Origin of the sequence: Bifidobacterium cuniculi (genome assembly GCF_000741575.1) — a bacterium.
Lineage (GTDB): Bacteria > Actinomycetota > Actinomycetes > Actinomycetales > Bifidobacteriaceae > Bifidobacterium > Bifidobacterium cuniculi.
On record NZ_JGYV01000005.1, the window covers coordinates 138,293 to 158,951 of the forward strand.

At 66.6% G+C, this 20,659-nt stretch carries 15 protein-coding genes and 1 tRNA gene; 8 read left to right on the forward strand and 8 right to left on the reverse strand.

All coding sequences use genetic code 11. The annotated features are described in order from the left end of the window. The first annotated feature begins 1 nt into the window (after position 1). The 4 genes from BCUN_RS04635 to BCUN_RS04650 all read left to right on the forward strand — a co-directional run bounded on the left by BCUN_RS04635 (position 2) and on the right by BCUN_RS04650 (position 7,615). Positions 2 to 1,798, forward strand: coding sequence for an ABC transporter ATP-binding protein (locus BCUN_RS04635; RefSeq protein WP_033516146.1), 1,797 nt, complete (start codon positions 2 to 4; stop codon positions 1,796 to 1,798). A 134-nt stretch (positions 1,799 to 1,932) separates the two neighbouring features. Then, entirely contained in the window at positions 1,933 to 4,257 is a 2,325-nt protein-coding gene (locus tag BCUN_RS04640) for a beta-L-arabinopyranosidase (RefSeq protein WP_081895535.1), read from the forward strand. An 8-nt stretch (positions 4,258 to 4,265) separates the two neighbouring features. Then, complete coding sequence (locus BCUN_RS04645; protein WP_033516149.1) at positions 4,266 to 5,222, forward strand: TatD family hydrolase; 957 nt, start codon at positions 4,266 to 4,268, stop codon at positions 5,220 to 5,222. Between the two features lie 200 nt (positions 5,223 to 5,422). After that, positions 5,423 to 7,615, forward strand: coding sequence for a KUP/HAK/KT family potassium transporter (locus BCUN_RS04650; RefSeq protein WP_033516151.1), 2,193 nt, complete (start codon positions 5,423 to 5,425; stop codon positions 7,613 to 7,615). Between the two features lie 38 nt (positions 7,616 to 7,653). Here the strand turns inward: BCUN_RS04650 and BCUN_RS04655 are convergent, their stop codons facing one another. Both BCUN_RS04655 and BCUN_RS04660 read right to left on the reverse strand, forming a co-directional pair. After that, positions 7,654 to 8,418 carry a hypothetical protein gene (locus BCUN_RS04655; protein WP_033516153.1) on the reverse strand — a complete coding sequence of 255 codons (765 nt, stop codon included), beginning with the start codon at positions 8,416 to 8,418 and terminating at the stop codon, positions 7,654 to 7,656. Between the two features lie 182 nt (positions 8,419 to 8,600). Further along, positions 8,601 to 8,945, reverse strand: a complete 345-nt coding sequence (locus BCUN_RS04660; RefSeq protein ID WP_033516155.1) for a hypothetical protein — start codon at positions 8,943 to 8,945, stop codon at positions 8,601 to 8,603. A 259-nt stretch (positions 8,946 to 9,204) separates the two neighbouring features. Between BCUN_RS04660 and BCUN_RS04665 the strand changes: the two genes are divergently transcribed. Both BCUN_RS04665 and BCUN_RS04670 read left to right on the forward strand, forming a co-directional pair. Further along, positions 9,205 to 9,837 carry a response regulator gene (locus tag BCUN_RS04665; protein ID WP_051920766.1) on the forward strand — a complete coding sequence of 211 codons (633 nt, stop codon included), beginning with the start codon at positions 9,205 to 9,207 and terminating at the stop codon, positions 9,835 to 9,837. 55 nt (positions 9,838 to 9,892) lie between these two features. Further along, positions 9,893 to 10,741: a class II glutamine amidotransferase gene (locus BCUN_RS04670; protein ID WP_033516157.1), complete on the forward strand. Its 849-nt coding sequence runs from the start codon at positions 9,893 to 9,895 to the stop codon at positions 10,739 to 10,741. Between the two features lie 257 nt (positions 10,742 to 10,998). On the opposite strand, the gene BCUN_RS04675 is transcribed toward BCUN_RS04670, so the two are convergent. From BCUN_RS04675 to BCUN_RS04685, 3 genes are all read right to left on the reverse strand, one after another. Next, a complete protein-coding gene (locus BCUN_RS04675) occupies positions 10,999 to 11,787 on the reverse strand; it encodes an HD domain-containing protein (RefSeq protein ID WP_033516175.1) in 789 nt (262 codons plus the stop codon). A 385-nt stretch (positions 11,788 to 12,172) separates the two neighbouring features. Further along, on the reverse strand, positions 12,173 to 13,270 hold the full coding sequence (locus BCUN_RS04680; protein ID WP_051920768.1) for a P-loop NTPase family protein: 1,098 nt from the start codon (positions 13,268 to 13,270) through the stop codon (positions 12,173 to 12,175). A gap of 12 nt (positions 13,271 to 13,282) precedes the next feature. Beyond that, positions 13,283 to 14,611, reverse strand: coding sequence for an ABC transporter permease (locus BCUN_RS04685; RefSeq protein ID WP_033516158.1), 1,329 nt, complete (start codon positions 14,609 to 14,611; stop codon positions 13,283 to 13,285). 245 nt (positions 14,612 to 14,856) lie between these two features. Here BCUN_RS04685 and BCUN_RS04690 point away from each other — a divergent pair, with 245 nt between their 5' ends. After that, a complete protein-coding gene (locus BCUN_RS04690; protein ID WP_033516159.1) occupies positions 14,857 to 16,344 on the forward strand; it encodes a hypothetical protein in 1,488 nt (495 codons plus the stop codon). A 10-nt stretch (positions 16,345 to 16,354) separates the two neighbouring features. On the opposite strand, the gene BCUN_RS04695 is transcribed toward BCUN_RS04690, so the two are convergent. The 3 genes from BCUN_RS04695 to BCUN_RS04705 form a co-directional block, all read right to left on the reverse strand. Beyond that, positions 16,355 to 17,281, reverse strand: coding sequence for a GmrSD restriction endonuclease domain-containing protein (locus tag BCUN_RS04695; RefSeq protein ID WP_033516160.1), 927 nt, complete (start codon positions 17,279 to 17,281; stop codon positions 16,355 to 16,357). 284 nt (positions 17,282 to 17,565) lie between these two features. Further along, a tRNA-Ser gene (locus BCUN_RS04700) sits at positions 17,566 to 17,650 on the reverse strand. Positions 17,651 to 17,735: 85 nt separating this feature from the next. Further along, positions 17,736 to 19,640: a glycosyltransferase family protein gene (locus BCUN_RS04705; protein WP_033516162.1), complete on the reverse strand. Its 1,905-nt coding sequence runs from the start codon at positions 19,638 to 19,640 to the stop codon at positions 17,736 to 17,738. A gap of 122 nt (positions 19,641 to 19,762) precedes the next feature. On the opposite strand from BCUN_RS04705, the gene BCUN_RS04710 reads away from it, so the two are divergent. Beyond that, a complete protein-coding gene (locus tag BCUN_RS04710) occupies positions 19,763 to 20,611 on the forward strand; it encodes an ABC transporter permease (RefSeq protein ID WP_033516164.1) in 849 nt (282 codons plus the stop codon). Positions 20,612 to 20,659 lie beyond the last annotated feature (48 nt).

The following is a 20,659-nucleotide window of genomic DNA, read 5'->3' on the forward strand; positions in this document are numbered from 1 at the left end:
GATGGCCCGTCGCAACACCTATCGCGAGGACGAGGAACTCGAGGAGCAGATCAACTTCTCCGACCTCAAGCGTGTGGGCAGCTACCTGCGCCCCTACCGTGGGCACATCGCGCGCATCGTGGCCGTCGTGGTGTCCATGAGCTGCATCGCCGTAAGCGTGCCCTACCTGACGAAGGTCGTGATCGACGACGTCCTGCCGGACAGGAACTACCGGCTGCTCGGGTGGATCGTCCTGGTCATGCTCGTGCTGATCATGCTCTACGAGATCGCGCTGCGCTACCGCACGCTCGCCATCACGCGCGTCGGCCAGCTCATGCTCAAGGACATGCGCCGCGACCTGTTCACGCATATCCAGACGCTGCCCTTCAGCTACTTCGACTCGCGGCCGCACGGCAAGATCCTCATCCGCGTCGTCAACTACGTCAACACGCTCTCCGACACGCTGAGCTCGGGCCTGGTGAACGTGATCGCCGACGTGTTCACCTTCGTCATCACGCTCGTGGTCATGTTTGCCATCGACTGGCGGCTGGCCCTGTGGAGCCTGGTGCTCTTCCCGCTGCTCATCGTCACGGTGCGCGTGCTGCAGTACTTCCAGCGGCGCGCCTACCAGCGGCTGAGTAACAAGCAGAGCAACCTCAACGCCTTCATCCACGAGTCGATCGCCGGCGTGAAGACCACGCAGACCTTCGCCCAGGAGCGCGGGCAGTTCCGCATCTTCCAGGAGCAGCAGGACGCGGTGCGCAGTTCGTGGATGCGCGCGGTGCACGTCAACATGCTGCTGTGGCCAAGCATGGAGATCATCTCCGTGGGCACCATGGCGCTGCTGTATTACGTGGGCGTCATGCACGTCGGCGGCGTCGTGGCGACCACCGGCACGCTCATCGCCTTCATCGGCTACGCGAACAACTTCTGGACGCCGGTGATCAACATCGGCAACTTCTACAACCAGCTGATCACCTGCTCGGCGTACCTCGAACGCATCTTCGAGACGCTCGACGTGCGCCCGGAGATCAAGGACGCGCCGGATGCCGTCGAGCTGCCGCCGGTGCGCGGGCAAGTCGACTTCGACGACGTCGTGTTCCGTTACGAGCCGGAGGGCCGGCCCATCCTCAACCTGCTCGACCTGCACGTCGCGCCCGGGCAGACGGTGGCACTGGTGGGGCCGACCGGTGCGGGCAAGACGACGGTGGTGAACCTGCTGTCGCGCTTCTACGACGTGGAGGAGGGCAGCGTGCGCGTCGACGGCCACGACGTGCGCGGCGTGACGCTCGACTCGCTGCGCCGCCAGATGGGCGTCATGCTGCAGGACACCTTCATCTTCTCCGGCACGATCCGCGACAACATCCGCTACGGTCGGCTCGACGCCTCCGACGCGGACATCGAGCGCGCCGCCCGCGCCGTGCACGCACACGACTTCATCGCCGCGCTGCCCGACGGCTACGACACGGTCGTGCAGGAACGCGGCAGCACCCTGTCGATGGGACAGCGCCAGCTGATCGCCTTCGCGCGCGTGCTGCTCGCCGACCCGCGCATCCTCATCCTCGACGAGGCCACCAGCAACATCGACACGACCACCGAGGCGGCCCTGCAGGCCGGCCTGGAGCACCTGCTCCAGGGGCGCACGAGCTTCGTGATCGCGCACCGCCTGAGCACCATCGAGCACGCGGACATGATCTGCTTCGTGGACCATGGCCACATCGTGGAACGCGGCACGCACGACGGGCTCATGGCCCGCAAGGGCGCCTACTGGCGCCTGGTGGAGTCGCAGACCGCGATGATCGCGCAGGCGTTGGGCTGAGGATGCGGTACGGTCTGGGTCTACAATGGAACAGTTATCACGGGGGTAGGCGAGGGGATACCTCGCCTGCCCCCGCCGCGTAGGGGCCGCGCCGGAGAGCAGAGGAACGGCGCCGGAGGGAAGCGAGGTGCGTGATGCGCGAGGAACGCAACGCAGTGGAACAGTTCGAGGCGGACCTGGCGGGCGCGCGCCGGGTGGCACCCGACACGGCCGGGCGCATCGCATGGGGCAACGGCGTGGTCACCTGCGTCTTCGAGGTGCACGACGACGCCCCCGTCACCCTCGTGGGACTCTCCGGTCGCGGCATGATGCCCGCGCGCGTGGACATACCCGGCCAGCCGGACGCGCAGCCCATCGTGGAACTGCGCTCCTCCATCGACGGCGGCGCCGACAACCACCAGCGCCTCGCCGTATCCGCGGCCGGCCTCAAGCTGCGCTTCGAGGAGGCCAGGGTCGTCGAACCCGCCGACCCCGACGCCCCGGACGCCACGTGGCGCCTGGCCATCGTGCAGCGTTCCACCGACGAACGCGGCCCCGTCGTCACTTCCCTGTTCGAGGTGATCCCCGGCCACAGCGCCGTGCGCTGCCGCACGCGCGTGCACTGCGACGACCAGTACCCGGTGGAGGCCGTCTCCTCCATGAACGTGACCCTGCCCATGGCCGCCGCCCGCCTCGACGACTCCCAGGCCTTGGTCTACTGTGCGCAGAGCTCCTGGTGCCTGGAGAACGCGTGGACCTGCCAGCCGCTGCGCGCCACCGCCCTGCGCGGCCACGACCAGCTGGGCGTGCCCAGCGCCTCCACCGCCCACCTGGTCTTCGCCTCCTCCTCGACCTGGTCGACCGGCGAGTTCCTGCCCACCGGTATCATCTCCGGCGTCAACGAGGCCCTGCCCGACTCCTCCTTCTCCTTCATGTGGCAGATCGAGCACAACGGCGCCTGGGAGTGGGAGATCGGCGAGAACAACCCCGGCCTGCGCGTCACCGCCTACGGCCCCGAATACGTCGACCACCAATGGTTCAGCATGATGGGGGAGGGCAACGATTTCGTGACGGTGCCCGTCTCCTTCGTCATCTGCGCCGGCGACTGGCAGCGCGCAGTCGCCGAGATGACCGTCCAGCGCCGCGCCCTGCGCCAGCGCATGACGCTGCGTCAGGGCCGCACCGAGCAGTTCGACGCCGGCGAGCTCAAGGTCGTCTACAACGATTACATGAACACCGTGGAAGGCTCGCCGAACGTCGAGCTCGAACTGCCGCTCGTCGACGGCGCCGCGAAGGCCGGCGCCGACGTCTTCTGCATCGACATCGGCTGGTTCGTCGAGGACGACGACGACTGGTGGAGCTCCGTGGGCGACTGGGAACCCTCCATCGACCGCTTCGGCATCGTGCGCATGGCCGGCATCATCCACGACATCACCGCGCACGGCATGCAGCCCGGCCTGTGGCTCGAACCGGAGATCGTCGGCGTGCACTCGCCGGTGGCGAAGACGCTGCCCGACAGCGCCTTCTTCTGCCGCCACGGCAGGCGCGTCGCCGACTACGACCGCTACCACCTCGACTTCCGCTCGCCGCTGGCACGCGCGCACGCCACCGCCGTCGTCGAACGGCTCATCGACGAGTTCGGCATCCGCTACTTCAAGTTCGACTGCAACACGGTGCCCGGCGCCGGCACGGACGTCGACACCGACTCCGTGGGCGCCGGCCTGCTCGAGCACTGCCGCGCCGTGCAGCAGTGGATCGACGGGCTGCGCCGCCGTCACCCGGACGTCATGATCGAGAATGCGGCCGCCGGCGCCATGCGCGCCGACTACGCCATGCTCAGCCGCCTCGACCTGCAGTCGGCTTCCGACCAAAGCGACCCGCACGTCTTCGCCGCCATCGCCGCCGGTGCGGGACTGGCCGTGCTGCCCGAACAGCAGGGCGACTGGGCGGTCGTCCAGGAGGACATGGACGACGAGCAGGCCGTCTTCGCGCTGGTCTCCGGCGTCTTGGGGCGCCTGTACCTGTCAGGGTTCCTCAACCGGCTGCCCGAACCGCGCATGCGGCTGGTGCGCCAGGCGGTGGCCCTCCACCGCGAGATTCTCGAGGAACAGGGGCACCTGGTGCCGTGGTGGCCCTATGGGCTGCCCGACTTCAACGGGCCCTGGCTGGCCTACGGCCTGCGCCACGACGCCGCCATCGCACACGACGTGTGGCCGGCCGTGGAAACCATGATGGCCGACCGCGAGCACAGCGAATACCTGGCCGTCTGGCGGCGCAGCGGCACGGACACCATGTTCCTGCAGCTGGGCGAGGACGCGCACATCACCCAGGTGTTCCCCGACCCGGCCAGGCCCGAGGACGCGCCCGGCGCCAAGCCATGGACCATCGAGCAGGTGGACCCGACCACGGTGCGCCTGGTGGTGCCCGACGACGACGAACCCTCCGCAAGGGTCTTCAAGGTCAGCTACGGCGAGGAGTGAATGGGCACATGGGCAAGAAGCATCGCGAACGCAACTGGGCGCCGGCGCCGCCGGCACTGCCCGAGGACGCGCACGTCATCGACGACCACACGCACGTCGCCTCCGTCGTGCCCTTCTCCGAGGCCATGAGCCACGAGGCCGTGGCCAAGGGGCAGGACCCCGTGCCCGTCTACGGCGTGGACGAACTGCTCGCCCAGGCGGCTGCCGTGGGCGTGGAAGGCGTCATCGACTCCGGCTGCACCCTGCCCGAGCTCATGACCGCCGTCGACATGGCCCGCGAACACCCCGGCACCGTGCATGCCGCCATCGCCATCCACCCCAACGAGTCCGTGCTCCACGGGCACCGTGGCGTGCCCGGCCCGGACGGCCTGCCCGTGCGCTACAAGCCCCACCACGACGTGCCCTTCGACGAGGCGATGGCTGAGGTGGCGCGCCTGGCACGTACCTATCCGGCGCAGGTGGTGGCCATCGGCGAAACCGGCATGGACCTGTTCCGCACCGGCGAGGCCGGCAAGGAGATCCAGCGCCAGGCCTTCCGCGACCACATCGCCCTGGCCAAGGAACTCGGGCTGCCCATGCAGATCCACGACCGGGACGCCCACCGCGAGGTCATCGAGACGCTCCTGGCGGACGGCGCCCCCGAGCGCACCGTCTTCCACAGCTACTCCGGCGACGCCGAGATGGCGCAGGTCGCCAGGGAACAGGGCTGGTACCTGTCCATGTCGGGCACGTGCAGCTACAAGGGCAACGAGGGCATCCGCGAATCCGCGCGCATCGTCGGCCTCGACCACGTGATGGTCGAGACGGACGCGCCCTACCTGACGCCCATGCCATTCCGCGGAAGGACGAATGCGCCCTACATGATTCCATACACTTTGGCTGCACTCGCTCAATATCTCGACCTGCCGATCGGGGAGGTGGCGCGTGCCACCCGGGCCACCACCAGGACGGTGTATGGCATCTGACAATGGCCCGGTGACGCCATTCCCGGGCAGGCGCGCGCAGGGCCGGCGCCGCGGAGGCGCCATGCATGCGCACGCCTGCGACTTTTCCGGGCCCGCTGCGCCTTGGGAAAAGCGATTTGGCGGACCGGGGCGCGACTCGGTAGTGTTCTCATTTGCTTTTTGTGTTTGCGGGGTCCGCCCCGCCCGTGAAAGGAACCGCCATGGCTGATCGGCCAAGCGACGGAAGCGATGAGGAACTGCTGGTCCAGGCGGACCGCACCACCCACGCCCCGAAGGTATCCCACCAAGTGATGACCAAGCAGGAGCGCGCCGCGCTGCGCGACGCGCAGCGGCTGCAGGAGCAGGCAGCCGACAGGCAGGCGGCCCAGAGGGCCGGCGGTCCCGTCGGCCGCTGGTGGCGCCGGCTGCAGTCCGGCTCCGACAAGGTGTCCCTGGCCATGGCCATCGTCGCCCTCGGCGTCGTCTACGGCGACATCGGCACCTCGCCGCTGTACACCATGCAGACCTTCCTGGCCGGCCAGGGTGGCGTCGCGCACGCCGACGCCACCGCCGTCATCGGCATGCTCTCCCTGGTCTTCTGGACGATGACGCTCATCACCACCATCGAGTACGTGCTCATCTGCATGCGCGTGGACAACAAGGGCGAAGGCGGCATCTTCGCGCTCTACTCGCTGCTGCGCAAGTACGGCGCGTGGCTCATCGTGCCCGCCATGGTCGGCGGCGCCGCCTTCCTCGCGGACTCCGTGCTCACGCCGGCGATGTCCATCAGCTCCGCCGTCGAGGGCCTCGAGACGCTGCCCGCGCTGCAGGGCGTCTTCGACGCCAACCCCAACCTGACGGTCATGATCGCGCTGGTCATCATCCTCGCCGTCTTCGCCGTGCAGTCGCGCGGCACCGAACGCATCGGCAAGGTCTTCGGCTCCACCGTGCTCGTCTGGTTCCTCTTCATCGCCGTCACCGGCGCCGTCAGCATGGCCGGCAACCCCGAGGTGCTGCGCGCCCTCAACCCCGCCTACGGCATCGAGTTCCTCGTCAGCGGCGACAACCATGCGGGGCTCGCGCTCATGGGCACCGTGTTCCTCTCGATCACCGGCGCCGAGGCCCTCTACTCGGATATGGGCCACGTGGGCCGCGGCAGCATCTACGTCACCTGGCCCTTCATCAACCTCGCACTCGTGCTGTCCTACTTCGGCCAGGGCGCGTGGATCATCCGCACCCTGGAGAACCCCGCCTTCGTGCGCGCCGGCGGTGCTCCCAACCCCTTCTTCGCCATGATGTCGCCACAAGTGCGCACCATGGCGGTCGTACTGTCCGTGGTGGCCGGCGTCATCGCCTCGCAGGCACTCATCTCCGGCGCCTTCACCATCGTCTCCGAGGCGACGCGACTCAACTGGATGCCGCACCTGCAGGTGCGCTATCCGGCGCGTACGCGCGGGCAGCTGTACATCCCCACCGTCAACTGCGTGCTGTGCGCGGCCACCGTCACCGTGCTGCTCGTCTTCGGCAGTTCCGAGCGCATCGCCGCCGCCTACGGGCTGGCGCTGACCGTCACCATGGTCATGACGTCGATCCTCGTCACCGTCTACCTGTGGCATGTGCGCAGCAAGGTCGCGGCCGTGGTGTTCGCGGTCGTCTTCCCGACGATCATGGTGCTGTTCTTCGTGGCATCCATGGCGAAGTTCCTGCACGGCGGCTGGTTCACGCTGCTGCTCACGCTCGCCATCCTCACCGTGATGGCCACTTGGGACGAGGGCACCAGGCTGGAGCGCGCCCAGCGCCGGCACATGCAGCCCGACGAGTGCCTGCCCGTGCTGCGCCGGCTCCACGAGGATGCGTCGGTGCCGATGTACGCGGAGAACATCGTGTACCTGACGAGCGACCAGGACATGAAGCGCATCGACACCGACGTGTTCTTCTCCATCTTCGCCGACCACCCCAAGCGTGCCCGCGCCTGGTGGATCGTGTCCGTGCAGACCACCGACGCGCCCTTCACCCGCGAATACCAGGTGGAGGACTACGGCACCGACTACCTGTTCCGGGTGAGGATCAGCCTCGGGTTCAAGGTCTCGCAGTCCATCCCCGCCTACCTGCACCAGATCATGCACGACCTGCTGCGCGAGGGGCGCCTGCCGCAGCAGCACACGCGCTACCCGAAGGTGGACGCGGACCCCGAGATCGGGCCGATCCGGTACGTGCTCATCCACAAGGAGCTCATGCCCGAGTCCAAGGTCTCCCAGCGCGGCGCCATGGCCCTGCGCATCAAGTACGCCATCCGCCACGTGGCCGGCTCCCCGGTCAAGTGGTTCGGCTTGGCCCCCTACAACCCCGTCACCGAGGTGCAGCCCCTGTTCCTGGCCACCGTGAGGCCTCCGAGGCTCAAGCAGGTGGAGTAGGGACCTTTTGAGAAATCTTACGTTTTTCCCAGGGCGCTCTAGTCGAAGACCTTCCACGTGACTTCGTCCTGGGCGCCGGGATCCTGGCTGCGGATGTCGATGCCGCTGGTGACGAAGCACAGTTGGATATCCGGGTTGTCGAGGTCGAAGGAATAGCCGGCCTTGGATGCGTCCCATGCGGAGGCGGGATCGTTGCTGACGGCGACCGCCTCGTCATAGAGGTCCCACGAGCGCTGCCGCTCCTCGAGGTAGCGGGAGGAGGTGTAGGAGACCTCGACGAGGTTCTTGCGACGCAGGCAGTCCGCCAGTGCCACTTCGTTCTGCTGGTAGAGGTTGGGATTGCCCACGGCGGCACGATACAGTTCGTCCACGCTCAGGAACTCCAGGTCCAGACATTGGGAGAGATCCTGATGTACTTTCTCGTCGACTTCCTCGCCGCGGTCGCCGACATCGACCATGAAGGTATTGCCGTGGACGCCGTCCTGGTACCGGGCGGTGACCGGCGGATTGTATCCCTTGTCGGTCAGGCATGTCGAGAAATTGCTCCATGCCTGGTCGTAGTCGGCCTTGGTGATGATCCCGTCATTGGCCAGCGCGCGTTCCAGGATCGCCTGCTGGCGTTCGGACATGGCGTGGTCGGCGTTGTTGTCAGCGTAGTCCATCAGGAATTCGATGCGTTCGCTGAGCGAGCCGGCCCGCTTGGAACCCTGCTCCTGTGCCGTGACGGTATCCGATGCCTGTGGAGAGCCATCCGTGGCAGACGTCTGCGAACATCCGGCGGCCAAGGCAAGGATGCAGGCCATGCAAGCGGCAACACCAGTGCGATATCGGCGTGATGGTGGGGATATTGGTGTCATGATCAGCACCTTGAGAAACGTTGCGTAGAGTGTTTTGAAATACATATGTATGGGAAAGCGCAAGGTGTCCGGGATGCATATGGATGTATCCCAAGCACCTTGCAAGCATGGTGTAGAAAAGATATCTGTCAGGATACGACGTACTTCACGTAGTCACCGACGGTGAGCGTGGTGCCTGTTTGTACGGCAGTACATCCTTGCCCGGGCCCTCCTTTTTGGTATGCGGGGTTTGTGTTTCCATCCTGTTTCGCGTAGCATTCGGTAGTGCTGCTCGTCGAGCTCAGGGTGATGTAGGAGCGGTCGGCGGCTGCCGTGTAGCTACCGCGGAAGTAGCCGTTCTCGATGGTGCCGCTGCTGATGGGGTAGTACGTGGCGGTGGCTGCGTGGGCTACGTTGGTGATGCTGAATGCGAGGCCGGTGGCGAGTAGCGTGGCGATGAAAGCGTGACGTGCCCGGTGTTTTGTCTTAATCATTGGTGGTTCCTTTGTCTAGGGAGAACATCTCCGTTGATGTTGGTGGGTCGGCTTTCCGGCTTGATTCCTGATTATGGACCATGTTTTCTTCGAGCGAAAGCGTTCTACACGAAACGTGTAGATGTCTGATGTCTTCCGCCTCTCTGAAAACTCCCTGGAGAAGGGCAGGGGGTCCACACGCGGACACCCCCATTTGACACCTTCCGAACCATGTGCCAAGCTGATACATGATTGTGTTGGGTGCGACGAAGGGGTACTGATGGCAACAAGGCAACTGGTCAGCATTGTGGAGAATGACCATTTCACGGGGGAATTCCTGGTGAAGTTCCTGCGCAAGAACAACTACGAGGTGCGGCTCTACGTCGGCACGGAGCCGGACATCGTGGCACGGTGTGCCGAAGGTGACCTCGTGCTGATGGACATGGGCCTCGGTCTCCTCACCGGCCCGCAGCTGTGCCGTCGCCTGCGCCTGGAGAACGGCACGGTGCCGGTGCTCGGCATGACCAGCTTCGAGATCAACTACTACATGCGGGACCTCCGTGCCGCCGGCGCCCAGGGCCTGATGTACAAGGAGGAACTGGACCAGCTGCTCGACTCGCTCGCCCAGCTTTCGGAAGGCCGCCCCTACGACGGCTGGGAGATGCCCGAAGAGGCCCACGAGCGAGTCGTGCGGGAAGCGGAAGAGAAAGCCCAGCTCACCCTCCAGGAGGAGAAGGTCCTCAATGGTTACAGACTGAGCGGCGGCGACACGTCGAGCGTCGGCTCCTTCCTGCACATCGCCTCGTCCACCGTGCGCAAGCACCTGCAGGCCATCCGCGCGAAACTCGGCATGGGCACCAACCACGACCTGCTGTCGGACGACTCTGCAACCGGCTATCAGGAGAACCGATAACGGATCCGCGGAGGGGGCGTGCATTCGCAATCCGTTTGGGCTACAGTAGCCAACCATGTGCAGATTGCTTGGATACGCCACCGCGAATGTCAACGTGAGCCTCGCCGAGGCCCTTGGCATGCGCGACTGTGCCGCGTACCGCGAGCTCGCCACCATCCACAACGACGGCTGGGGCACCGCACTGCTGACCGCACCCGCGCAGGCCGCGCACGCCACCGACGGCGGCGCTCCCTCCCCGGAGACCGGCTTCTCGCTGTACCGCAACACCATCGCCGCACACCACGACCCCATGTTCCCCGAACTGGCGAACGTGCCGGCGCGCAGCGGCATCTGGCACCTGCGCCTGGCGAGCTCCAACCTGCCGCTCGTGCTCGAGAACCAGCAGCCCTTCCACGCCTCCGGCCTGAGCTTCGCCCACAACGGCGACATCTCCGATGCGTCGGGACGCAACATCACCACGAACCGTGCGTGGCCCATCGACCAGAACCTCGTGCAGTCCACCGGCGGCCGCTCCGACTCCGCCATGTACTTCGCCACCGTGCTGCAGTACCTCGGCTACGGCTTCGCGCTCGACGAGGCGCTCGCGCAGGCCGTGCACGAGCTGCGCGCCGCCTACCCGGACTCAAGCTACAACTGCCTCATCCAAGGCGAGGGGACGTTCATCGCCCTGCGCGCGCACGGCGACGGCCCGACCTCCCAAGGCGTGATCGACGTCTACGACCGGTACGGCCGCGCCGACGAGGCTGCCGACTACAGCGTGCTGCGCTACCGTGAGCTCGACGGCCCGCGCGGCCTCGTCGTCGCCTCCTCCGGCTTCGCGCAGGACGGCTGGCAGGAGCTTCCCAACAACCACATGATTGTCGCGTCGAATCGAACGGGGGAGTATCGCATCCGCGCCATCTGACGGCTGTGGCCGCGGGCCATGGGCAAAAATGCCCTGGGCGTTGAGAGATATCAAAATCGGGCATACACCCGAGTATCCGCTTCCTCGAAAGGGTGGAATACCGCCATTTTGCGAAAGCGGATACTCGGGTGTATGCCCGATTTTGATATCTCTCAACGAAAAGAGCCGCAAAATCTCGGCGCATCCGCATGGTCCGGGACCATGCGTGGCCAATCGCCAGTGGCCCACGGACCGAGAGTCCCGGAAGGGGCAGGTAGCTACTTCACGGCCATGCCATGCTCCTTGGCCATCGCGGGGATATCCGGTTCGCCGTACTTGCGCACCAGTTCCAGCCACTCCTCCCTGTTCTTCTCGCCGAAGCGTGCGGCCTTGCGCGCGTAGCTCGCAGCGGTCAGGAAGCGCGGGGGCACGGACTTGCTGTGGTACTTGTCGGCGACCATGACGACCTCCTGCTCGAGGTTCATGGGCACGTAGTCGTCCGGCGGCAGGGGCAGCCCCTGCGCCTCGACGGCCTCGCGGGTGAGCCCGACGCCGGTGTGGTTGCGCGCGAACTGGGCGATCGACTCGTCGATGCCCTCGTTGAGCAGCAGTTCGTAGCCGATGAGGCCGTGTTGCACGTAGTGCGGGCCGTCGAAGCTGAGCGGCCGGCGGCCGTCGGCGCCGTCGTCCTTGAGCACGCGGTAGGTGCCGATGTCATGCAGCAAGGCGCCGGTGACGGCGAGGGCGACGTCGAGGTAGCGCGGGGGGATCATGCCGCCGGTCACGCCATCGGTGGCGGGCACGGCGAAGGCGTGACCGGTGCGTGGCAGCACGTCATTGCCGTTTTCGCCGGCGAGCATCGTGTAGTCGCCGGTGCGTTCGACGGCGTCGGCAGGCAGCGTGCAGCGGCGCATGTACAGCGCGTTCTGGCGGTGCGCCAGCGCACGGGTGATCTGCGCGACGATGACGCAGTGGGTATGGATGAGGTCATAGGCGGCGTCGGAGGGCGCGACCTTGCGATGCAGTTCGTCGATCTGCTCGAACGTGGGGATGGTTCCTGTGGTCATGGTGCCCATGGTAGCGCCGGGGCTCCTTGATCTGCCGCGGATGCGCCGTCGGCAAGGTCGGCGGACGGGTGTCTTCGGCGAATTCCTACGGGAACTGGCCGGATTCCGTACAAATTCGCCGTGGAGAAGGACGGGGACGGCGAATTCTTACGGGACCCGGCCGGCTCCCGTAGGAACTCGTCGTAAAGAGAGGCTGGGACGACGAATTTGTACGGATCTGCGCCAAAACCCAGACAAATCCGCCGGCTGACTTACGTGCCTTCGGTTGTGTGCGCCCGGGGTTGCCTAGGGGCGTGCTGGCCAAGCAGGCGGATTGCTCCGACATCGAGCAAGCACCCCACATCGAACCAGTCATGGCGCACGTGGGCAGGGAGGCGTATGGGCGTCAGCGCAGGTCCACCAGCTCGTCGAAGCTGCCTGCCACATGCTCGTCCGTGGTCACCACGATCACGGCACGCCGGCGGTCGGGGGTGGTCACCTGGGCCTGGAGCAGGGACACGATTTCGTCGACGTCCTCGCCGGACAGGTCGGCAGCCGGCTCGTCGGCGACCACGACTTCCGGGTCCGTGCAGACCGTACGGGCAATGGCGGCACGGTGCCAGTCCACGGGGCCCAGGTCGGCGCCCAGGGTGTCGACGCCGTGCGCGGGCTTGGCGGCCTCGTCGTCGTGCTCGCCGAAGTGCGTGGCGTCGAGCAGTTCCCGGGCGATGGTGGGCATCGGCTTGAGGAAGTTGCGGTTCGAGGCCTCCATGGCGTTGGTGACGTTCTGCAGGGCCGTCAGGTCGTCGCGCAGGGCCAGCTGCGGCAGCATCACGCCGATGCGGTGGCCGCGCAGGGCCAGCGGGTCGATTTCCAGCAGGTTCGTCGTCTTCATGACGGCCATGCCCTGACTGGGCGTCACCAGACCGGTGAGCAGCCCGACGAGCGCCGCATGCCGACGGTCGTCGCCGTCGACGAGCACGCCGTAGGAGCGGCCCTCCTCGAAGGTCAGCGACAGGTCCTCCCACAGGTTGCCGCCGCCGCGTGCGGCCAGCGTGACGTGCTGCAGCGCCAGCAGGGGATAGGAGCGGAAGACGGCGTCGCGGGCGGCAGTGTCCTCCTCCTCGACCAGTTCCTGGTCGAGCGAGGAAGCGACGCGACTGGCGGTGGCGACGTCAGTCGCCGCGGCGACTGACGCGGCGGTATCGGTGCCGCCGTCCGCTTCGGTGTCTGCCGAATCCTCTGCGGCCGTCTCGGCAGGCACCTCGGTGACCTCGACTGCGGCTGCGTCGTCATCGGGGCCATCGCCCACGGTCGTGTCCGCGTCTGCCGTCGCATCCGCATCGTCGGCATCGGCAAGGGTCTCTGCGGTCTCGACCGCATCGGTCATGGCGTCGGCCGTGGCATCGACGGCCTCCACCACGTCGTCGTATTCGATGGTGTACTGCACGGCCGGCGTCTCGACGGCATCGTCGTCATGCATGGCGTTCTCGTGATCGGTCATGGCAGGCTCCTCTCAGTCGGCATTGTTCAGGTAGTGCGAACGCAGCATGTGCGCGGTGCGGTAGCAGGCGACGCGCACGATCGCCACGATCGCCAGCGCCAGGCAGCACAGCAGGCCGATCCATGCGACCTTCCAGACGACGCCGGCGTCCATGGCGATGTCGTGGCCGGCGCCGAGCATGCCGACCAGCGGATTGGTGGCGAAGGCGCCGATGAGCAGGCCGATCGCCAGCGCCGGCACGGTCAGGAAGAGGCTCTCCAGCGAGAACTGGCGGGCGACGCGCGGGCGGGTGACGCCGATCGCCAGGTCGTAGCCGATCTCGCTGCTGCGCGGCAGCACCTGCCACAGCGTGAGCGCCAGCAGGATGGCGCCGCCGATCGCCCACGCGCAGATCAGGATGATGCGGGTGAGCTCAGCGAGGCGCTCCAGCGGCACCAGCGACTTGAGGTAGGCGTCGAGGTTCGGCGAGGTGACGGTGTCGCCCTCAGGCAGCACGTCCTTGATGGCGGCCTTGAACTTCTCGAAGTCGGCGGGGCTGTTGAGTGTGAAGATGACGTTGACGTCGGGGATTGCCCAGCCCTTGGCGTCGGTGCTGTCCAGGCCGTATCCGGCGAAGTCGTAGTAGGTGGTGTACAGGGCGTTGTCGCGGTCGTCCTTGGCGAACTCGGCGTCGGTGCCCGGCGCGTCGTTCGGGTTGGTGACGTACTCGTAGATGCCGGTGACCTTGAAGGTGCAGGTGGCCTTGGCGACGGTGGGCTTGGCGACGGTGATCTTGTCGCCGACCTTGGTGCCGTTGGCGTCAGCGAGCTGCTTGGAGATGATGGCGGTGGGTTCGCTCACGTCGTCGTAGGAGAGGTTCTCGCCCTCCACGATCTTCCAGGTGCCCATCTCGTTGGCCTGCGCGGCCACGTCGTTGAAGACGCCGACCAGCGTGAAGTCGCCGCCCGTCTTGTCCTGGGAGGCGTCGGAGGTGTGGTCGTCCGTGATGGCCTTGAAGGAGGAGTCCTCGCGCACTGGCACGCTCGTGGTCACGGAGTACTGGAACTGGACGTTCGCCTGCTGTGCGGCCAGGCCGATCTCGTTGTAGGTCTCCCAGCTGACGTAGTGCTTGGTCCAGTCGGCGTCGTCGCCGGCGCGTTCCTTGAGCGTCTCGGCGCTGGGGCGGATGGTGACCTGCGGGGCGATGCTGTCGTAGTCGGCGCCCAGGGCGGTGCGGCAGGTGTTGAGGACGGCGGTGCCGAACACCGACCATGCGGCCAGGAGCAGGCCGACGAGCACGGTCAGCAGGCTCCTCCATGGGTGGCGTCGCAGGGTGCGGCAGGCATTTCGTAACACGAACATATGCGATTCTCCATTGGTTTGGTCCATGCGCGGACCATGCACGTCCATGCATGTCCGCGCAATGCGCGTTATCCACAATCATGGTCGGGGATGTGGATAGCGGGCGTGTCATCCACATATCCACATGTCCGGGGGTGTCCGTTGGCGCATGCGGGCGAGGTGTGGCACGGTGGACATGCCGGCACGCGTCGCCGGTGGCCGCGGTGCCCGTCCGTGGCCTTGGGGCGAGGGAAGGAGCCTTCAGCATGCAGACCCCGTTCATCCTTGATTCCGCGCGGTTCCTCAACCAGTTGCGGCAGTTGCGGCAGTGCTTCGAGCTGGTGGTGGCCGAGACGAGGATCGCTACGCGCGGTGCGGACCGCGACGGAGGTGCCATGGCAGGTCGTCCGGGCGGTGGCGGGGGCACCGTGGCAGCGCGTGCCGGCAGTCCTCGCACCGGAGTCGATGCCGGTGTGTCCGTCGGCGCCGCGCTGTCCGGTGCCCCTGCTGCCGGCACCGCCGACCGGCAGCCGGACGTGCCGCCGTCCGTCGTCGACGAACCGGGACGCCTGTCGTGGGAACTGTTCGGCTGCAGCTGCTGGTCCGCGCTGGTGACGACCGCCGCGTTCTGCGCCGACGACGCCCTCGTCGCTGCCGCGCGGGAATTCCTGGCCCGCACGGAAAACGGCGTGCGCGCCAAGGGGCTGACGGTCTGGCTCTACGAACTGGTCAACGATGCGCGGATGGCGCTCGTGATGGACGAACCCAGCCCGCGCATGCCGCCCACCATCCGGCCCATGGGACTGGCGCGCATGGTCCGCTGGCTGCGCGGCAGCGGGCGCGGCCGCTTCGGTTCGCGCACCAGGCAGGAGGACATGGCCGAGTATGCCACCCAGGCGCACCGGCTGGCCGCACTGGTCCTGCTGCAGTGGGGCAGTCCCCACCGGATCGTCAACGAGATGGCCGCCACGCTGCTCACCGACGCCTCGCTGGGCAGCTGCCTGCTGCGCGAGGACCCCGCCGTACGCGCCCGCGGCGCCTCCACCGACACCCGCTACCGGCGGCTGGTGGACTACCGGCGCCGCCTGTGCGTCGAGGGTGATTTCCAGTACGCGCGCGCCGTGGCTGCGGGCATGGTGCCGTTGGGACAGGAGGACGAACGTTGCGAGCTGACCTTCGACGTGGACCGGCGCTACCTCTACGATGCCGCGTATCTACTGCAGGCCTGCGAGGACTTGTGGGAAGGGCCGGAGGTGCCCGCGGCGGCGCAGGTGGCGGCCACGGTGGAGTCGAAACGGAAGCACCCCATCGGCGAGGTCCGCAGGAATCCCCTCTACCTGCGCGACCTGGCCGAGTCCCTGCTGGGACCGACCGGCGCGGAGGACCTGGTGCAGGGCTTCGAACGACGCGACAGGGAACGCTTCGCGGCCGGCAGGCGCCGGCTGGAGGAGCAATGTGAGATGGTGCAGGAGACGAACCTGCTCATGGTGCCCCTGCAGGTCGTGCAGCGCGCGGAGCCGGACTGGGACGCGCTGGGCCGTGCCCCCTGGCAGCAGCGCACCGAGGCGTGGTGCTCCTACGGCGTCGCCTGTGACGACGCGGCGACCATCGTGCTCACCCGCATGCATTTCAAGGACGACGCCTTCCGTGCACAGGCCGCCATGGGATTGCTCAGGCAGCTGCCCGGCGACTACTGCGACGTGGTGCTGCCCGTGATTGAACGTGAGATCTCGCGGCTGGCGGTGGCCGCCTGAGCGTGGCCGGTCACTCGCAAGCGACGCCGTCGCCGTCACGGTCGAGCGCGGTGGAGTAGCCGGGCTCGCCACGGTGCAGCGGCGCCTTGCCAGCCTCGCGCACCGCCGCGCAGTTCGCATAGGTGACGGACGTGTCCGCCGCCTCGGACGGCGTGCCCGACGTGTCCTGGCCGTTGTCGGCGGACTGGCTGGTCGTCTGGCTGCCGGCGGACTGTACGCCGTCGTCGGTCGGGACGGCCTGCGTGGGGCAGCCGGACAGCACGTTCGCCATGGCGTCATGCTCCGCCTGCGTGACCCACAGTCCGTACTTGCTCTTCACGCCGATCTGCCGGGCGACGTACTCGCAGCGGAACGACTTGTTGGACGGCAGCCAGGTGGCGGCGTCGCCGTCGCTCTTCTGCTGGTTGGCGGGGCCGTCCACGGCGAGCAGGTTGTAGGGGTCGTTGGCCAGCTGGCGACGCTCCTCCTCGCTCAGCTGCTGTGCGCCCGTCTGCCACGCGTTGCTCAGCGCCACCACGTGGTCGATCTGCACGGCGGTGCTCGTGTCCTGGCCGCGCGTGAAGTCGATCCGCGTGCCCGTGTACGGGTCGTCGAGGACGCCGCTGGTGACCACGCAGTCGTGGGTGCCGTCCTTGTAGGTGACGTCGGTGAGGTCACGGTTGAGGACGTCGTTGCGGGTGTCGCAGCCGTTGTGGTCGACGTCGGCCCAGGCGGCGCCGAACTGGTCGCGGCTGTAGCCGGTCTTCGGCGCGCGGCCCTTGACCGGCAAGGTCTCGAGCACGTCCAGCGCCGTGGTGCCTGAGGCGGAGGTGGAGCTCGACGCCTGCGTGGCGTCCGAGGTCGCGGACAGGCCGTCCGCGGAGCAGGCCCCGAGGCCGAGCAGCAGTGCGGCGCTGGCGAAGGCGGCGAGGGAACGGCGTGCGATGGACGACGACATGGTGGGCTCCTGTGGTGGGTGAGTTGGATAGCGGGTTCATGGTAGCACTGAAATGGCGGGGGAGGGAACAGATGTTCGAAATGGGGCGCACGAGGGGTGGGGTTTTGCGTGGGTGCCTTGGCAGGTTTGGGGTGAGGCTTCCTTCATATGGAGGCGCGGCGATCCTTTGTAATCGGAGCCCCTTGAGAAATGTTTCATTTTTTCGTGATATTTCTAGGGCGGCCCGCGTTCGCCGCCGAAACCAAGAACCCCCGGTCCTTTCGGACCGGGGGTTCTTCATCAGGCGGAGGATGCGAGATTCGAACTCGCGAGGCTGTTACACCAACACGCTTTCCAAGCGTGCGCCATAGGCCACTAGGCGAATCCTCCACTGCCAGCCTTCCGGCGGCAACTTGAATAGGTTACAACACGGGGCCTACCTTGGCAAGCCCCTGCGTGTCGTGGACCATCCGGATCAGTCCATGTGCAGGTAGCGCTTCCAGAAGGGGACGGACTTGAGCATGGGGGCGGCCTGCTGCCAGGCGTCCATGAGCTCCTGCTCGTGCTTGCGCCAGTAGGCCAGGTCGCGACGCATGCGCTTGAGCACGCCACGGTAGCGGTCGGTGTCCTTGGTGCGTACCACACCCTTGCGGGTCGACCAGTCGATGGAGACAATCACATCCTGGCCGTGGATGGAACCGCCCTGGTACTCCCAGCCCTGGTGGTTGATGAGCGCGAAGTCCTCCGGCTGTGACTCGTCGGCGGTCTTCTGCTCCAGCAGGGCCACGCGCTGGCCGTTGGCGGTCAGGTAGTCGTAGGCGCGCTGGCGCATGCTGCGCGGCAGGTTGAGGTCGATGCGCTGGCGGGTGAGGGTGTCCGGGTCGAAGCCATGGATTCCCAAGGCCTCCACCTGCCGGGTGAGCGTGGCGAAGTCCACCATCTGCTCCTTGGCGCGGTTGGCCCACATGAACTTCTCCTGCACCACCGGCTCCTCGATGAAGCGCGGACCCTTGAGGAAGTCCTCGAAGCCGGCCAGGGCCAGCTCGGCGTCCGTGTAGTTGAACTTGCGCAGCTCCAGGTTGACCATCTTGCGCATGCCGGTGAGCATGGTGTCCATGCTCGGCGCCAGGCCGGTCACCGCCTGGCCGATGCACGAGTTGCGCACGGTCTGGTAGCGTTCGACGCCCGCGTTGTAGCGGATCTCGAACTTGGCGTGCCACACGCACAGGCCGTTCATCGTCATGAACTTCGGGTTGCAGCGGATGCCGTACTCCACGTCGTCGTAGCGCACGAAGATCGGCAGTGGCATGCCCTCGCGGCGGATCGTGGACGCCGGGATGCAGCAGTACCACCAGGCAGCGTAGCGGTGTGCGTCGGACGGTATTACCATTTCCTCGCTGTAGCATTCGTTGTACACGGCATCGAGGAAGTTGGTGACTTGTAGCGGCGGCTTGGCCGGCACGCAGTTGCCTTCGGCGGGGGAGATGAAGCCGGTGTCCTCCTTCATGTCCTGCACGTCCTCCATGTTGAGCATCGCGCCGGAGACGAAGGCGTCGCGGTACTCGTCGTTCACGATGCGCAGGAGGTTGTAGGTGCGGCGGATGCTCTCCGGGGAGACCTCCACGTCGTCGTCCATGAGCAGCACGTTCGTGGCGGGCACGTCCTGCTCAAGGGACTCGATCATGCCGCGCGCGAAGCCGCCGGCGCCGCCCACGTTCTCGTTGGGGCTCACCGTGATGCGCCCGTCGGACAGCGCCGCCGCGTCCAGCGTGGAGCCGTTGTCGATGACGTGCATGGTCAGGTGCTGCGCGATGTCGTCGTCCGATTGGAGCAGCTCGGTGCGCACCAGCTCGATGTTGCGTTCGATGAAGCGTTCCTTGCGGAAGGTGGTGGTGGCGATGGACAGTTCCACCGGGTTTGCCTCGCCCTCGTATTCCACCTCGTACCAGCCGTTGCGGATGGAGGTCTCCGCGCCGGTCTCGATGCGGAAGCCGGCGAGCACCGCATGCTCGTCCACCTCCAGCTTGAGCGCCAGCTGGTGCCACTTGCCGTCGCCGGGCACGGTCTCGTTCACGGACGGCACCGGCTGAGGCTCGGTGGCCAGGCGGTCGGCCACGGTCTGCATGACCAGCGCCGGAGCCTTCGACCGCACCTCCAGGTGCAGCGTAAAGCCGGTGGCGCGCGTGTAGCGGCGCAGCTTGAGCACGGACAGCGCATTGAAATAGGTGGTGAAGTCCACGGTGCCCTCGCCGGCGATCACCCATTCGCCCTTGGCGCGTCCCGGGTGCAGGAGCTGGTCGGTATGGTAGTACATGGTGGGATAGCTCAGGGCGCGCGGCTTCGTCTCCAGCAGCACGTTGGCGAACCGAATGGATGACATGGTCTGTTTTCCTTGTTTCTTCGAGGGGCCCCGGACGGGTTCGGTCAATATGTCTCCCAGCATAGTCACGCGCGGGAAAAAGCCGTTGCGCCATGGGCGTTTGCATCCACGCCGCTGATAGGATGGTCCGTGTGACGAATGTGAATGAGGCGGTGAAGAGCCGCTACGGCTATGCAATGACCGTGCTGCGCGGCCTGGTGAAGACCGACTTCAAGCTGCGCTACCAAGGGTCGTTTCTCGGGGTGGCGTGGAGCGTGCTGCGGCCGCTCATGGTGTTCGCGGTCATGTACGTGGTGTTCGCCAGGTTCCTGAAGATCTCCGACGGCACCCCCACCTACCCGGTGGTGCTGCTGTGCGGCGTCGTCTCCTGGCAGTTCGTCACGGAGACCGTCACCATGGGCCTGCGCTCCATTGTGGACCGCGGCGACCTGCTGCGCAAGGTGCACTTCCCGAACGTCATCGTAGTGGTATCCGCATCTCTGGGCGCCCTCATCTCGCTGGCGATCAACTTCGTGGTCGTGCTCGTCTTCGCCTTCTTCAGTCATGTGCAGTTCACCTGGGAAGTGCTCTGGCTGCCGCTCAACCTGATACAGCTGTATGTGCTGGCCCTGTCGATCGCCATGATCTGCGCGACCTGCTACGTCTACTTCCGCGACATCGCGCACATCTGGGACGTGGTCCAGCAGATCCTCTTCTACTGCATGCCGATCATGTACCCACTGTCGTACGTCCTCACCCACGCCGGTACCTACGGCGAGCTGGTGGCACGCGTGGAGGTACTCAACCCCATCGCGCAGTGCATCCAGGACATCCGGCATAACTTCCTGGCCCCGGCGACCACGCCGACTGTGTGGAACATGTTCTCCAACCCGTGGGCCAAGGCATTCCCCATCGCGGTGACGCTGCTGCTCGCCTGGTTCGGTGTGTGGCTGTTCCGCCGCAACAGCAGCAAGTTCGCGGAGGTGATCTGACCCGTGGCGCAGTACGTGACTGACGTGACCAGGGCCGACGGCGACGAA

Bases quoted from the DNA above. Each gene is read 5' to 3' on its own strand.
- BCUN_RS04635 (WP_033516146.1), top strand. From the start codon at position 2: ATGGCCCGTCGCAACACCTATCGCGAGGACGAGGAACTCGAGGAGCAG.
- BCUN_RS04640 (WP_081895535.1), top strand. From the start codon at position 1,933: ATGCGCGAGGAACGCAACGCAGTGGAACAGTTCGAGGCGGACCTGGCG.
- BCUN_RS04645 (WP_033516149.1), top strand. From the start codon at position 4,266: ATGGGCAAGAAGCATCGCGAACGCAACTGGGCGCCGGCGCCGCCGGCA.
- BCUN_RS04650 (WP_033516151.1), top strand. From the start codon at position 5,423: ATGGCTGATCGGCCAAGCGACGGAAGCGATGAGGAACTGCTGGTCCAG.
- BCUN_RS04655 (WP_033516153.1), bottom strand. From the start codon at position 8,418: ATGGCCTGCATCCTTGCCTTGGCCGCCGGATGTTCGCAGACGTCTGCC.
- BCUN_RS04660 (WP_033516155.1), bottom strand. From the start codon at position 8,945: ATGATTAAGACAAAACACCGGGCACGTCACGCTTTCATCGCCACGCTA.
- BCUN_RS04665 (WP_051920766.1), top strand. From the start codon at position 9,205: ATGGCAACAAGGCAACTGGTCAGCATTGTGGAGAATGACCATTTCACG.
- BCUN_RS04670 (WP_033516157.1), top strand. From the start codon at position 9,893: ATGTGCAGATTGCTTGGATACGCCACCGCGAATGTCAACGTGAGCCTC.
- BCUN_RS04675 (WP_033516175.1), bottom strand. From the start codon at position 11,787: ATGACCACAGGAACCATCCCCACGTTCGAGCAGATCGACGAACTGCAT.
- BCUN_RS04680 (WP_051920768.1), bottom strand. From the start codon at position 13,270: ATGACCGATCACGAGAACGCCATGCATGACGACGATGCCGTCGAGACG.
- BCUN_RS04685 (WP_033516158.1), bottom strand. From the start codon at position 14,611: ATGTTCGTGTTACGAAATGCCTGCCGCACCCTGCGACGCCACCCATGG.
- BCUN_RS04690 (WP_033516159.1), top strand. From the start codon at position 14,857: ATGCAGACCCCGTTCATCCTTGATTCCGCGCGGTTCCTCAACCAGTTG.
- BCUN_RS04695 (WP_033516160.1), bottom strand. From the start codon at position 17,281: ATGTCGTCGTCCATCGCACGCCGTTCCCTCGCCGCCTTCGCCAGCGCC.
- BCUN_RS04705 (WP_033516162.1), bottom strand. From the start codon at position 19,640: ATGTCATCCATTCGGTTCGCCAACGTGCTGCTGGAGACGAAGCCGCGC.
- BCUN_RS04710 (WP_033516164.1), top strand. From the start codon at position 19,763: ATGGTCCGTGTGACGAATGTGAATGAGGCGGTGAAGAGCCGCTACGGC.